General features: G+C 41.0%; 10 protein-coding genes and 1 other RNA gene. 4 read left to right on the plus strand and 7 right to left on the minus strand.

Annotated features, from left to right (window positions below; translation table 11 throughout):
* Window positions 1-125: 125 nt before the first annotated feature.
* Together HXT36_RS02775 and HXT36_RS02780 are read left to right on the plus strand one after the other, a co-directional pair.
* Window positions 126-1,229 (plus strand): polyprenyl synthetase family protein, encoded by a 1,104-nt coding sequence (locus tag HXT36_RS02775; RefSeq protein WP_421779189.1) that lies wholly within the window; start codon window positions 126-128, stop codon window positions 1,227-1,229.
* A gap of 83 nt (window positions 1,230-1,312) precedes the next feature.
* Window positions 1,313-3,610 carry a protein kinase domain-containing protein gene (locus HXT36_RS02780; protein WP_421779190.1) on the plus strand — a complete coding sequence of 766 codons (2,298 nt, stop codon included), beginning with the start codon at window positions 1,313-1,315 and terminating at the stop codon, window positions 3,608-3,610.
* 9 nt (window positions 3,611-3,619) lie between these two features.
* Here HXT36_RS02780 and HXT36_RS02785 read toward each other — a convergent pair whose 3' ends face one another.
* A complete protein-coding gene (locus HXT36_RS02785) occupies window positions 3,620-4,324 on the minus strand; it encodes a lysophospholipid acyltransferase family protein (RefSeq protein ID WP_004574600.1) in 705 nt (234 codons plus the stop codon).
* A 72-nt stretch (window positions 4,325-4,396) separates the two neighbouring features.
* Between HXT36_RS02785 and HXT36_RS02790 the strand changes: the two genes are divergently transcribed.
* Window positions 4,397-4,936 (plus strand): hypothetical protein, encoded by a 540-nt coding sequence (locus HXT36_RS02790; protein ID WP_248899084.1) that lies wholly within the window; start codon window positions 4,397-4,399, stop codon window positions 4,934-4,936.
* Window positions 4,937-5,033: 97 nt separating this feature from the next.
* On the opposite strand, the gene secA is transcribed toward HXT36_RS02790, so the two are convergent.
* Together secA and hpf are read right to left on the minus strand one after the other, a co-directional pair.
* Complete coding sequence (gene secA / locus HXT36_RS02795) at window positions 5,034-7,805, minus strand: preprotein translocase subunit SecA (RefSeq protein WP_421779191.1); 2,772 nt, start codon at window positions 7,803-7,805, stop codon at window positions 5,034-5,036.
* Window positions 7,806-8,022: 217 nt separating this feature from the next.
* Window positions 8,023-8,697, minus strand: a complete 675-nt coding sequence (hpf, locus tag HXT36_RS02800; protein ID WP_016635580.1) for a ribosome hibernation-promoting factor, HPF/YfiA family — start codon at window positions 8,695-8,697, stop codon at window positions 8,023-8,025.
* Window positions 8,698-8,853: 156 nt separating this feature from the next.
* On the opposite strand from hpf, the gene rnpB reads away from it, so the two are divergent.
* Window positions 8,854-9,225, plus strand: an RNA gene (gene rnpB, locus HXT36_RS02805) — RNase P RNA component class A.
* Between the two features lie 27 nt (window positions 9,226-9,252).
* Here rnpB and HXT36_RS02810 read toward each other — a convergent pair.
* The 4 genes from HXT36_RS02810 to HXT36_RS02825 form a co-directional block, all read right to left on the minus strand.
* Window positions 9,253-9,885 (minus strand): HAD family hydrolase, encoded by a 633-nt coding sequence (locus HXT36_RS02810; protein WP_421779192.1) that lies wholly within the window; start codon window positions 9,883-9,885, stop codon window positions 9,253-9,255.
* A 64-nt stretch (window positions 9,886-9,949) separates the two neighbouring features.
* Window positions 9,950-11,734 (minus strand): DNA repair protein RecN, encoded by a 1,785-nt coding sequence (recN, locus tag HXT36_RS02815; protein WP_421779193.1) that lies wholly within the window; start codon window positions 11,732-11,734, stop codon window positions 9,950-9,952.
* A gap of 9 nt (window positions 11,735-11,743) precedes the next feature.
* Complete coding sequence (locus HXT36_RS02820; protein WP_119529267.1) at window positions 11,744-12,796, minus strand: NAD kinase; 1,053 nt, start codon at window positions 12,794-12,796, stop codon at window positions 11,744-11,746.
* A gap of 88 nt (window positions 12,797-12,884) precedes the next feature.
* The gene (locus tag HXT36_RS02825; RefSeq protein ID WP_421779194.1) at window positions 12,885-13,676 is read right to left on the minus strand and encodes a TlyA family RNA methyltransferase; all 792 of its coding nucleotides are present in this window, start codon (window positions 13,674-13,676) and stop codon (window positions 12,885-12,887) included.
* Window positions 13,677-13,734: the final 58 nt, after the last annotated feature.

A 13,734-nucleotide genomic window follows, 5' to 3' on the forward strand; every position in this document is an offset into this window, starting at 1 on the left:
AAAAGCGATAACGCAATAAAAACTAAGCAATGTGGTTAAAGGCTATAAATCCTAGAAAAATCCTAGAAAAGTCTTAGGAAATACTCACTTCTGCAATGTCTAAGGCATGTGGATAACTCGTAGATATGAGTTTAGATTCGCAAAAGTCATGCATCGATACGCGTATAGGCGAATTAATTTATAGTCAATTTGATTCTTTAGCTTGCATAAATCTTATTTCTAATTGCAATAAAACACTTAAAAACGTTGTTTCCCAAGCAATTTTGTCTAGCGAAGGCGGAAAACGACTTAGAGCTTTATTAGCACTGTATGCTTTTGACGCATCAAAAGAGAGCAACTCAGCTACACAAAGTGACGATTCTTACAAAAACTCAAAAAACGCAATGCTAGACATTGCTTGCGCTCTAGAAGTATTTCAAACAGCAGCACTTGTTCACGACGATATAATCGACGAATCCGCTTTAAGACGAGGAAAACCAAGCGCATATTGCGCTCTATCTAAAGCCACAAACAGCAATCATATTGGAACTGGGCTTGGATTAATGCTCGGAGATATTCTAGCGTCTCAAAGCTTCGATATAGCTAGAAAGGCGTGCGAAAATTTGCAAAATCCTAATGAGGTTTTATGCGAGTTTACAAACATGCAAAAAAACGTTGGAATTGGCCAAATTCTAGACCTTTCAATCGAAATGATGAGCCTAGATAATCCACAAAAACTTGCCGAATCTTCTATAAACGTTTTTAGGTGGAAAACTGCAAGCTACACAACTATTGCACCTCTTGCTCTAGGATTTTTGGCTGCTGGAATGCAAAAAGACTACGCAATCAACTTAGCAAATCAAATTGGAGATCCTTTAGGAATAGCATTCCAACTTGCAGACGATCTTTTAGATATTGTTTCGGATTCTGCTCACACGGGTAAGCCAATCGGAGGAGATACTCGAGAAGGAAAACGCGCTGTTCTTTTAGCAGACGCTTTAGAACTTTGCTCGCACGAAGATAAGCTCTTCTTAATAAACGCATACACTTCTAAAAGTCGAAGCGAATACGACGTTAAAAAAATCATTGATATTTACAATAAAAGTGGCGCTATAAGTAAGTCTAAAAAGCGCATTCACAATCTTTGGGTTGAATCGCAAGAAAAAATAGACATTAGTTCACTAAGCAATCATAGTAAAGTCATTTTGCACAATATTTCTAGCATGTTTATTCCTAAAGAATGGCAATAAGCGCAAATTGCGACTATTCTTTACTGTATTACCTGTACACTTTTAAATAGTGTGTTTTAATACGCGTATAAGGGATTTACTATATGAGTGAAGTTCAAGCGCAACTGGGAATGTGTATTGAAAATCGCTATCGCATAGTTAAAAAGATAGCGGAAGGTGGCATGGCTACTGTTTATAAAGCGCAAGATGAGCGTCTTAATCGCCCTGTTGCGCTTAAAATCATGCATACTCAGCTTGCTCAAGGTCTTCACCGAGAACAATTTATTGCAAGGTTCCGCCGAGAAGCAACTTCTGCAGCATCAATCGCAAATCCGCATATTGTTCAAGTTTACGATACTGGCGAATTTGAAGGACTTGACTACTTAGTTATGGAATATGTTCATGGCGTAAATCTTAGATACGAGATGAACAAATACGGCACTTTTAGTGTAAAAGATACTTTGCGCGTGCTGGCTCAGACTTTAGATGGTCTTGCATCCGCACACCTTGCTGGCGTTGTACACAGAGATATTAAGCCAGAAAATATTTTGATTAACGACCGCGGAAACGTGCAAATCACCGATTTTGGACTTGCGCGTGCAATTTCTCAAGCAACTCTTTCTTCTACGGGTCTTCTTCTTGGAACGGCTGCATACCTTGCTCCAGAAATGATTGAGAAGAATCTTGCAACTCCTCAAGGAGATTTATATTCCGCAGGAATGATGGCTTGGGAGATGTTAGCTGGCAGAGTTCCTTTTAACGCGGATAATTCAGTAACTCTTGTTTTTAAGCATGTTCACGAAGACACCCCTTCTATAAAAACTGTTTGCAAAGATATCAATTCTTCGGTTGCTGATTTTCTTAGTTCGATTACTGCTCGAGAAATGGAAAAAAGACCAAGTGATGCTTCTAAAGCGCTTAATATTTTAAGAAGAGTGTGCTCTGGCTTAAGCGAAGAAGAGTGGCAATATAAGTTTGAAGTAGATTTAGACGCAGAAAATCAATCTTTTGAAGGCTCGATAATAACAAACAAACTTGAAGATAAAAACTCTAATCTAAAATCCCAAATACCGCTTCCGCCTAGCATTAATAGCAATACTTTTAATAGCAATACTTTGGGTAATTCTGATTCGTCGAATGATACTATATCTAACACAAAAGAGCTAAATAAAACTGTAGATATGGATAAAACTACAGACATAGATAAAACAGCTGATATTGACGCAACTCAAGCATTATCTACAAAAAACTCCGATTTTAATGAAGGTTCTTCAAACTATTCGTCTTCAACAAGTAGCAATCCTCTAGAAGACTTTAACGATAATAATATGCTCACTGTTACAATGCGCGCACCGCAATTTATTAGTGAACGATTAAAAGCTAAAAGAAATAAGTCTAATAATGCAAACGACAATGGCAAAAAAACGCGCAAAAACATTATTATTATATCTGCAAGTTGCGCAGCAATCGCAGCAGCCGCAGTAGCATTTGGCGCGTACTGGTACTATTTAGGCCCTGGAAGCTATTGGTCTTTACCAAAACCAAACACGCAAGAATGCGCATCACAAAGTGCATGTAAAATAACAAACGTTCCGTGGGCAGACTACGAGCGCACTCTTAAAATATCTAATATTCCTTATTCGGTTTCTAAAGACTTTAGCGACAACATACCCGAAGGAAACATTATTTTCACTAATCCAGATTTTAGTGGCAGCAAAATCTCTAAGCGAAATAATGGCCGCGTTAAAATTGTTGTTTCAAAAGGCGTACGCAAGTCAACTATTCCAGAAGACATTATAGATCCAACTTCCAATGCTGGAAAAGATCCTATAAAAGCATTAAAAAAGGCAGGATTTACTTCTATTACGCATAAATCAAGCGAAGATATTTATTCTTTGGAAATTCCTAAAGGATGCGTTGTTGAGATTTCGCCAACTCCTGGAATGCAAATGAATCACAATAAAAATATTACTGTGATTCTTTCTAAAGGGCCAATGTCTGTTTCTATGCCAGACGTTGTTAATCTTACAAAAGAAGAAGCAGATAAGGCATTTAACGAAGCAAAATTAGTTCCAAACTACAGCGAAGAGTTTAATGACAAAGTAGGAAAAGGCAAGATTATTAGCGCGTCTGTGCAAAAGGGAACGCAAATGCATTGGGGAGATAAACTCGATGTTGTTGTTTCTAAGGGACCGAAGACTATAACAATGCCAGATGTGCGCAATAAGAACGCTAATGAAGCTAGAAGAATACTTGAATCGCTTGGATTAAAAGTTAATATTTCTGCGCCTTTGGGCGATCTTATGCACACTGTTAGATTCCAATCCGCGGCTCCAGGGTCTCAAGTTAGAGTTCTAGACGAAAGCGGAAATCCAACAACAGTAACGTTAACGATTATTTAACTATTTAACTTAACGATTATCTGTTTTTGCTTGCGACTCTTCTAGCATGCGCTTTTTAACAGTTTGCGCATATTCGTCAACGTACTCTTGACCGCTCATTTGTTGGATTGCTTTTGTTACTTTATTAGTAAGATCTCGAAGAATATCGTGCGTAATTTCTTCTGGACTCATCTTGCTAACTTCGATTGGCTTTCCGTAAATCGCCTTAGTATTGCCCTTTGCAGGCATAATCTGGCCATGTTTTTGAAGTTCGCGAGTGCCAACAATCGCAACTGGAACAATCGGACATCCTGTTTCTAGAGCTAATCTTGCAGCGCCTGAATGACCCTTATATAGCTTTCCATCTGGGCTTCTTGTTCCTTCAATGTGAATTCCAAAAAGCTGACCTTTTTCTAGGATTTCTTTAGCGTGATTCAACGCGCCAAGCGATTTTGATCCGCCAGAACGATCCACTGGAAACACGCCAACAGACGTAAACCACCACTTTTTGAATCGCCCCTTTAATCCTTTGCCTTCAAAATACTCAGCTTTTCCCATAAAATGAATCATGCGCGGGCATGTAAGAGGCAAAAGCGCATCGTCAATAACAGCAAGATGATTTGCTGCAATAATCGCTCCGCCTGTTTTAGGAATATTGTTGACTCCTTGAGCAGTAGGATGAATCCTTAAGCGAGCAATGAATCCAAACCCCTTTACAAAGAACCAATACAACATGCTAATCCCCATTCTAGCAAGATTCACAAAATAGCATTCAAACTATCAAGCAGACTTGCTACAGTATAATTCATGACTTCTTCTAAGAATACCAACTCCCATAACCGTTTGTATAATAACGAAAACAGCAATGGTGACGATTCGTTTAGTCAAAACTTTAACGACGACTGGTCTCAATTCGTTAGCGAGCACAAAAAAGATTTTAATGATTTAGAAAAGTCCAAAAGCGCAAAAATCTTTAGAAAACGCATTAATCAAGCTGCAGAACCATTAAGAAACATAGCATTTACCACTAAACCTGGTCCAAGAGATAACACAACATCAAGCTGGCTCGATGTTGATAAAACAATGGACGACTACGGAGACGACTTTGTTGCTCCAAACCCCCATTTTAAGAACGTTTCCATTACCCTTGTAGTTTTATGGAGCGTGTTTGTTTTGGGCGTTCTAGGCATGATTTTGAGCGTTCTAGTGCCATATTTTGCGATTTACACTGGCTCTGTTAGCGCTTTCCTATTTTTGATTGGTGGCGCAGGCCTACTTATGAGCAGAAAAAAGGACAATACTTCTAGCGAAGACTATAACGAGTTTGGAAAAGGCGCGCGAGTTTAGAACTAGCGAGTTTAAGTGTATTCGCGCAAAAAAATGAGGCTGATGCATTAACACCAGCCTCATTTTTATAAAACGTTACTTTTATAAGACTTTGACTTTAATCCTCATTTTGACCGTGGCAAAGCTTGTACTTTCTGCCAGATCCGCATGGGCATTCGTCGTTCTTATTTGTTCCAGGGAAGGTACGACCATCGGCCCAAGGAGTCTTCCACTCCTCCGCCTTTGGACGCTTGCTTAATGGAACTTCGCCTTCTGCATGGCTCATAGGAGCAGGGCCGACGATTCCAGAATGCTCGTCTTCTTCTTGCTCTTCTTGCTCAATGCTTTCGTCAATGTAAGAATCATCTTGATTTTCTGTTTCTGCAACAATCTGCTCAAGATTCATACGGAACAGAAGCTGAATAGACTCTTCCTTAATGGCCTCAATCATGGAGTTGTACATTTGGAAGCCTTCGCGCTGGTACTCAACCAAAGGATCTCGCTGACCCATACCGCGCAAGCCAATGCCATCCTTTAAGTAGTCCATCTCGTAAAGATGTTCACGCCACTTTCTATCAAGAACAGCCAAAACAACTCTGCGCTCAAATTGACGCAAGCTATCGGAGCCCATTCGCTCTTCAAACACTGCATAAATAGTTGTTACACCATCTACAATCGTGTCTCTTAAAGTATCAACAGCTTTTTGACCCTTAAGAGGCTCAATTTGCAAGCGAAGCTGATCCCAATCAACAATAATTGGCATAACTGCGTTCACAGCATCTTTAAGGCCTTCCCAATCCCAATCCTTAGGCTTATCGGAACCGTTCATTGCTCCGCGAACGTAGCTATCTGCAGTATCTTTAATAAACTTTAAGATATCTTCGTGAATATCTTCGCCCTTAAGAACAGCTTGACGCTCAGAATAGATAACAGTACGCTGCTTGTTCATAACGTCGTCATACTTCAAAACGTTCTTACGCATTTCAAAGTTACGCGCTTCAACAGTCTTTTGAGCCGTGCGCACGCCATTAGAAACATACTTAGATTCGATTGGTTCGCCTTCTGGCAAGCCCTTAGCCATAACACGCGCAACAAGCTGAGTGTTGAACAAACGCATTAAGTCATCTTCCAAGCTTAAGTAGAAGCGCGATTCGCCAGGATCACCCTGACGGCCAGAACGGCCTCTAAGCTGATTATCAATACGACGAGATTCGTGGCGCTCAGTACCAAGAACATACAAGCCACCAAGCTTCTTAACTTCTTCGTGCTCGTCTTTAACTTGTTCCTTAACTTCTGCCAAAACGCCTGGCCAACGCTTCTCGTACTCTTCTGGAGTATCGTCTGGAGAATAGCCTTCTGCTTTAAGCTTTGCATCTGCCAAGAACTCAACGTTTCCGCCAAGCATAATATCTGTACCACGACCTGCCATGTTTGTAGCAACAGTCACAGCACCCTTACGACCCGCAACAGCAACAACAGCTGCTTCCTTAGCGTTTTGCTTAGCATTCAACACTTGATGAGGAATACGAGCAACATCCAAAAGCGAAGAAACGATTTCGGAAGATTCAACCGATGCAGTACCAAGCAAAACAGGCTGACCCTTTGCATGACGCTGAGCTACGTCTCGAACAATCGCAGCAAGCTTTTCCTTCTTAGTGCGGAAGATCAAATCATCCTTATCCATACGAATAACTGGACGGTTAGAAGGAATTGGAAGAACACCAAGCTTGTATGTTCCCATAAACTCGGCAGCTTCCGTTTCTGCAGTACCAGTCATGCCAGCAAGCTTGTCGTACATGCGGAAGTAGTTTTGCAAAGTAATAGTTGCAAAAGTCTGATTTTCTGCTTTTACTTCAACATTCTCTTTAGCTTCAATCGCCTGATGCAAGCCTTCGCTATAACGACGACCTGGAAGAACACGACCAGTGTGCTCGTCAACAATCAAAACTTCGCCATTAGTAACAACGTAATCGCGATCAAGAAGGAACAATTCCTTAGCTTTCAAAGCATTGTTCAAGTAGCCAATCAAAGCAGTGTTGCTTGGCTCGTAAAGATTATCAATACCTAAATAATCTTCAATCTTTGCAATGCCTGGATCCAAAATACCAGCAGTCTTGCGCTTTTCGTCAATCTTGTAATCAACATCGCGATCAAGCTTTAGAACAAGCTTTGCAAACTCGCGATACCAACGCGTAACATCTCCTTCGGCAGGACCCGAGATAATAAGTGGCGTACGAGCCTCATCAATAAGAATGGAATCAACCTCATCGACGATTGCATAGTGATGACCACGCTGAACAAGATCGCCCTTTTCCCAAGCCATGTTATCTCGCAAATAATCAAAGCCAAACTCGTTGTTTGTGCCGTAAGTAATATCTGCGTTATATTGCTTCCTGCGCTCTGGTGGCTGCTGATCTGTAATAATGCATCCAACGCTCATGCCAAGGAACCTGTAAATACGACCCATAAGCTCACTCTGGTAGCTAGCAAGATAGTCGTTAACAGTAACAACATGAACGCCCTTACTTTCCAAAGCGTTCAAATAGCTAGGCAGTGTTGCAACGAGTGTTTTACCTTCACCAGTCTTCATTTCTGCAATATTGCCCCAATGCAATGCTGCACCGCCCATAAGCTGAACGTCAAAGTGACGCTGACCAAGAGTACGCTTTGAAACTTCTCGCACTGTAGCAAAGGCTTCTGGCATTAAGTCATCAAGCTTCGCACCATTGTCTAACTTTTGCTTGAATTTTGCCGTTTGTCCTTTAAGTTCCTCGTCCGAAAGCGCAGAAATCTGATCTTCAAGCGCATTCACAGCCTTCGCAACGTTCTCAAGGCGCTTCAATTGACGGCCTTCACCCATGCGCAAGGCTTTATCAACGATATCTACCACGTTTAGCTCCCTTAGGTCGTGTCTATTATTCGGCTAGCCAATATAGACGTAAACTGTGCCTATATTACGCGACGGCTACGATTTTTATAAGCTCGCGAGTCCAAAACAGCGTATAAAATGCCCGCCTAGCTTATTACTAGACGGGCATTGAACTCATATTAGTTATTCTATTTATCTTTATTTGCTTTTATTCTTTTATTATTTCTTTACTGTTTTGTTACTTCTTTTTAGCAACATTTTCTGGAGTATCAATCTCAAACACACCATAACTCCATCCATGCCTACGGTATACAACCGATGGACGCATGGTTTCTTTATTCACAAACAGGAAGAAATCATGACCAATAAGTTCCATCTCGTACAATGCTTCATCAATGCTCATTGGCTCGGCAATGTGGAGCTTACGACGAATCACAATAGGAGTATCTCCAACACTCACCTCTACAGATTCGCCAGGACCTAAGTCGGAAGCAACCGCAGCATCTGCGCTATTTGTTCCATCTTCTTGAACAACTTCTTCAACAGTTGTTTCAACTTCTGGCTCTACAACACCCAAATCAACTGGAACCATCTGCTCGTAGCCACGACGATGATCCTTGCGGCGATCTCGAGTTCTGCGCAAGCGAAGCGTCAACTTATCTAACGCCATATCTAATGCACTGTATTGATCTGTGCTAGACGCCTCTGCGCGAATAACCGTACTTCCTGCAACTACAGTAATTTCAACTCTTTTTGCAGTATCTGCCTGCCTTGGATTGCCCTCAGTGTTAAGCACAATCTGAATGCGCTGAGCATCTGGAGCAATGGCGGTCACACGATTCATCTTGCTTTCTACAACGTCACGGAATCTTTGCTTAATTTGCGTATGACGTCCAGTGATGACGATTTCCATGCGAACCTCCTTAAGTAATCCGATATAAATCGGTTTGTGTACACGTCAACGGCACCAGCGCCGCTGATACATCTATTATATCCGCTAAAAGCCGCCATTTTCTAGCGAGTCGCAAAATATGCGCAAAATTAAGACGTCTGCTATAATTGGGAAGGTTGAGGTTTCACGATGACCGCGGCTGCAATGTTCATTCGGAGTAGCTGAGGAACTTCCGGGCTCCGTAGAGCACAATGGCGGATAACGTCCGCCCAGGGCAACCTGAGAGATAGCGCAACAGAGAATAGACCGCCTAAACTTTTGTTTAGGTAAGGGTGAAACGGCGGTGTAAGAGACCACCGGGCTTCTGGTAACAGTTAGCCGCATGGCAAGCCTCATTGGGAGCAAGGTCAAGCAGAAGGTGTTTAAGGGCTGCTCGCCTAAGTCTTCGGGTAGACTGCTAGAGTTTGGCGGTAACGTCAAATCGAGATGGATGGTCATCCGTGTGCATTTTGCACGCGACAAAACCCGGGGTATGTGAAACCTCACCTCAACTTTTTTTATTTAAGACTTTGCAATTTATTTAAGACTTTTTGGCGCAAAGTCAAAATCGCCATTTATTAAATCTGCTACCCCACAAGTTTTCATTCCAGCTAAACAAGCTGACTTTAGTGCTGAATCAGAATCCTCAAAAACAGTGCAATCGCTTGCTTTTACGCCGATTCGATCCGATAAGTCAACGTAAGTTTTATAGCTATTTTTTGCATTACTTTCTAAGTCTTCTCCAAAAATCATCAAATCAAAGTAATCATACAAGTCCGTACGCTTTAATGCAGCAACGCATAAAGACTTAGAAAGAGTAGTTATAAGAACTAATTTCGCACCCGTTTTATGCAAATAATCAACGTAATTTTTAGCGCCTTTTCTAAGTGGCAAATGCTTTGCATATGCGTTAAAAGCCATGTCTTGCCACTCTTTCATTAAATATTCGGGAGAATCCGTAAAACCAAAACGCTCAATAACGTAATCCGCAACTTGGCGAGGTGTCATTGTGGCAGTGGAATCAGCAAAATCTGCAGGCACTTTAATGCCGCGTTTAGCAAAACTCTCTTCGTCTATCTTGTCCCAAACATCCAAAGAATCAAGCAAAGTTCCGTCAAAATCAAAAATCGCAGCACAATTTGAATTGTCAACTAATGCTTTTTCGCTCATATTATTAATCCTGATATTAATCCTGTTTTATAGAAATTACTTTTAATTAGCTTAAGATTTTTCATTAAACTTTACTATTTTCAAGCAATTCTTTTGCATGATCCAAAGATGCTTGCGATTGGCTTCCCGAAAGCATTCTTGCGATTTCGCTTTGGCGACTAATTTCATCTAATTTGCTAACAGTTGTATCTGCAAAGCTAGAATTCTCGCCAGAATCCGCACTAGAATCAGCTCCAGAATCCGCCGCGCTTTTAATCTTTTTTCTAACAACAAATTGAACGTTTGCAAAAGCTGCCACTTGAGCCAAATGCGTTACAACAATCACTTGTGAACTTTTAGCAAGCAAAGCCAAGCGCTTGCCTAACTCTACGGCTGCCACTCCGCCAACGCCAGCGTCAACTTCGTCGAAGATAAACGTCATTGATTGATTATTGCTGTGGTTAAACTTTGCAGCAACAAGCTCCATTGCAAGCATAAGCCTACTGAGCTCACCGCCAGAAGCACTACTGCCCATTGGCAAATAGTTAGATGCAGGGAAAGGCTTAAAAAGAAACTCAACACTATCTAAGCCGTGCACGTTTAAATCAAATTTTCCATCCTTGTTTTTAGCACTCTTAGAAACATTAATCAAAAGTTGCGCATCTGGCATAGATAAGGAATCAAGCTCTTTGCTAACCTCGTCGCTAAACTTTTCTGCAACAACTTTTCGCGTGTTATAAAGAACTTCGGCAAGGTTTTCAGCATCTTTATAAGTCTTCTCGCACAAGTCTTTAGCGCGCGAAATAGCTTCTGGTGAATCATCCAAATCTTCAAGCTCAAATTGCGCTTTTTTAGCCCACTCTAAAACATCGTCAATTTGCGGACCCCATCTTCGTGTTAAATCGCTTAAATCGTGAATACGATTATTAATAGCGTCTAAATCTTCTTGACTTTCATCAACATCTAATTGTTGAGCAAGTTGCATAACAATGTCGGAAATTTGGGAAGAAATATCGTCAAGTTGATTTGCAATCGCGCTATAATCTCCGTCAACTCGAATCGAACGAATTGCCCTAGCAGCATTATCAACCAAATGCAATGCGTCAACTGAATCTATTGCGCCGTAGTCAATTTGACTTGCGTCTAACGAAGAAATTGCTTCGCTAATAGCTCCAACGATTTGAGCAGCGTTTTCTATGCGATCTCTTTTAGCTTTAAGATTTTCATCCTCATTTGGTTTTGGATCAATTTGTTGAATTTTTTCTAACGATTCGCGCAAATAGTCGGCGCGCTGTCTAGAAGACGATTGCTGATTTATAAGGCGATTATAGGATTCAACAGCATTTTGCCACTTATTAAACTCTGATTCATAGTCTTGTAGTTCTTTAGAATTGCACGAGATTGAATCCAAGAATTCACGCTGTTTTGAAGCTGTTGCTATGCGAAGCTGATCGCTTTGACCATGAATTGTTATTGTGTGCGAGCAAACGCTTTCTAGCAAGGATTTTGGAACAGAATAACCAGAGATTACAGCTCTTGATCTACCATTTTTTGGAACAGACCTAGATACGTAAACTTCTTCTTTAGAATCGTCATCTTCACATTCTTCGGCATTAATCCCAGATTCTTGCAATATTTGCGCAACATCGCTAGATTTTGGCACAGAAAACACGCCTTGAGCCCAAGACTCATTTGCAAAAGATGATACTTTTGCCAAATCTGCTTTTCCTCCAGATATAAGCTTTATAGCGCTTAAAAGCATGGACTTTCCAGCACCCGTTTCGCCAGTTATTGCAGTCATTCCTTTAGAAGGCGTAATAACAGCGTTAGAAATTGGGCCTAAATTACGAATCTCAAGTTCTTCAAGCACAAATACCCCCTATAGGTTTAGATTATTAGGGACGATTGGATAATCCGCGTTACAATCCGCGTTACAGTCCGCGTTTTTTACGCCTACACCATCTTCATAATTTCTATCGGTTTCATTATGAAGATTTGCTTCATAAATCTTAGGTCTAGCGTCCACTTTTCGGCGATTTTCACGCCATCCAACAACTGGCAAATCAAACTTTGTGACTAATCTTTGTGTAAACGGAACTCCAGAAAGTCGCGCTAAAAGCAACTCATCTTTAGATTGCCTAATTTGAATCCTAGAACCTTGCGGCAAAGCTCTTTGACGCCTTCCATCGCAGCAAATCCACCCACCAGAAGATGATTCTTGCAAAATATCAATCGTAAAAGTAGATCCTGCTCCAATTATTAGCGGCCTAGAAAATAGTGCGTGCGCAGCCAAAGGAACCAGTTGCAAAGCCTCAACGTTTGGCCACATAATCGGGCCGCCTGCCGAAAACGCGTACGCAGTAGAACCAGTAGGCGTAGAAACAATCACGCCATCGCATCCAAAAGACGACATTTCAACATTGTCAACGCGAATCGAAAGCTCCACCATTCGCCCGCGATCTGCCCTATCTAAAGTAATATCGTTAAGCGCCCAATCACTTAAAGGCTCGCTGGCTCCAGGAAGCCAAACGTCTACATGAGCTTCCATTCTATGCTCTAAGAAATAGTCTTTTTGCGCAATTCTGCGCACAGCTTCATCTATCTGGAAGCTCTCAAATTCCGCCAAAAAACCAACATGCCCAAGGTTTATTCCAATTATTGGAACAGGAGTGCAATGCACCAATTCTGCAGCCTGAAGCATTGTGCCATCCCCACCTAGCACAACAACAATTTCTGTATTTTTATCTACCACTTGAGCGATTTTTTGAGCAAAATCCGACACTGCAGCACTATGAAACACGCTAACATTAAAACCAGCATTTTTAAGTTGAGTAGTAACTTGATTTACAACAGCACTGTTGCTATCAAGACGCGCATGCGTAACCACAAGAGCATTGCGAGAAGTACAATTCCCTTCTAAACGTTCTTGCATAGCGCCCCCTTTGTAGCTATTTGTAGATTAATCGTAGCTTATTTACAGATTAATCGTAGCCTAATCGCAGCTTTACAAACATTAATAGTTATTGTAATTGTTGCACTACATATTGCGCATAAAGAAGATATTCAACGTTTCCGTGAGTTCCCTCTATAGGAGATTCATGAGTTGCAATAACGCTTAAACAATTGTTTTTAGCGCATTCTTTAATATTTTCTAAGGCTTTAAGTCTTAGATTTTTATCTGTTACAATTCCGCGCTTGCCAAGATTTCCCTTGCCAACTTCAAATTGCGGTTTTACAAGAAGAACAATATTCGCGTTATTTTGCGCAATACGTGCAATTACTGGAATAACAAAGCTAAGAGATATAAAAGAGACGTCGGAGACTATAAGATTCGGCTTGTATGGCAAATCTTGAGCGTAAACATCTCTAATATTTACGCCACTCATTTCAATAACGCGCGGATTGCTTGCGATTTTTGGGTGCAATTGACCGTGCCCAACGTCTAAAGCTATAACGCTATTGACGCCATTTTGCAACAAATAATCGCAAAAACCGCCAGTGGAAGCGCCAATATCTAATGCTTTAGTATTTGAATCAACTTTTAAGCCCAAATTCTCAAATAAGCGGAATGCGCCTTCGAGTTTTAGCGCTCCCCTAGAAACGTATTTAACGCAAGAATTTTCTTCCTTTGATTCGTCAAGGCTTATTTTTTGCGATTCTTTTACTAAAAATGACGATTTTTTAACAATGCGATTATCTACTTTTACTACTCCAGACTTGATTAAGCGTTGAGATGTAGTTCTACTTTTTACTAAACTACGATTTACAAGCGCGCAGTCTAAGCGCTGAGCTAAATCATCTTCGTCTAGCATTAAAAACCTCGCTTAAAGTCTAAAGTCGTAAGTCGCAAGCAACAAAGTCACAAGTTAC

This window comes from Gardnerella sp. DNF01144 (genome assembly GCF_049244245.1).
GTDB classification, from domain to species: Bacteria; Actinomycetota; Actinomycetes; order Actinomycetales; family Bifidobacteriaceae; genus Bifidobacterium; species Bifidobacterium piotii.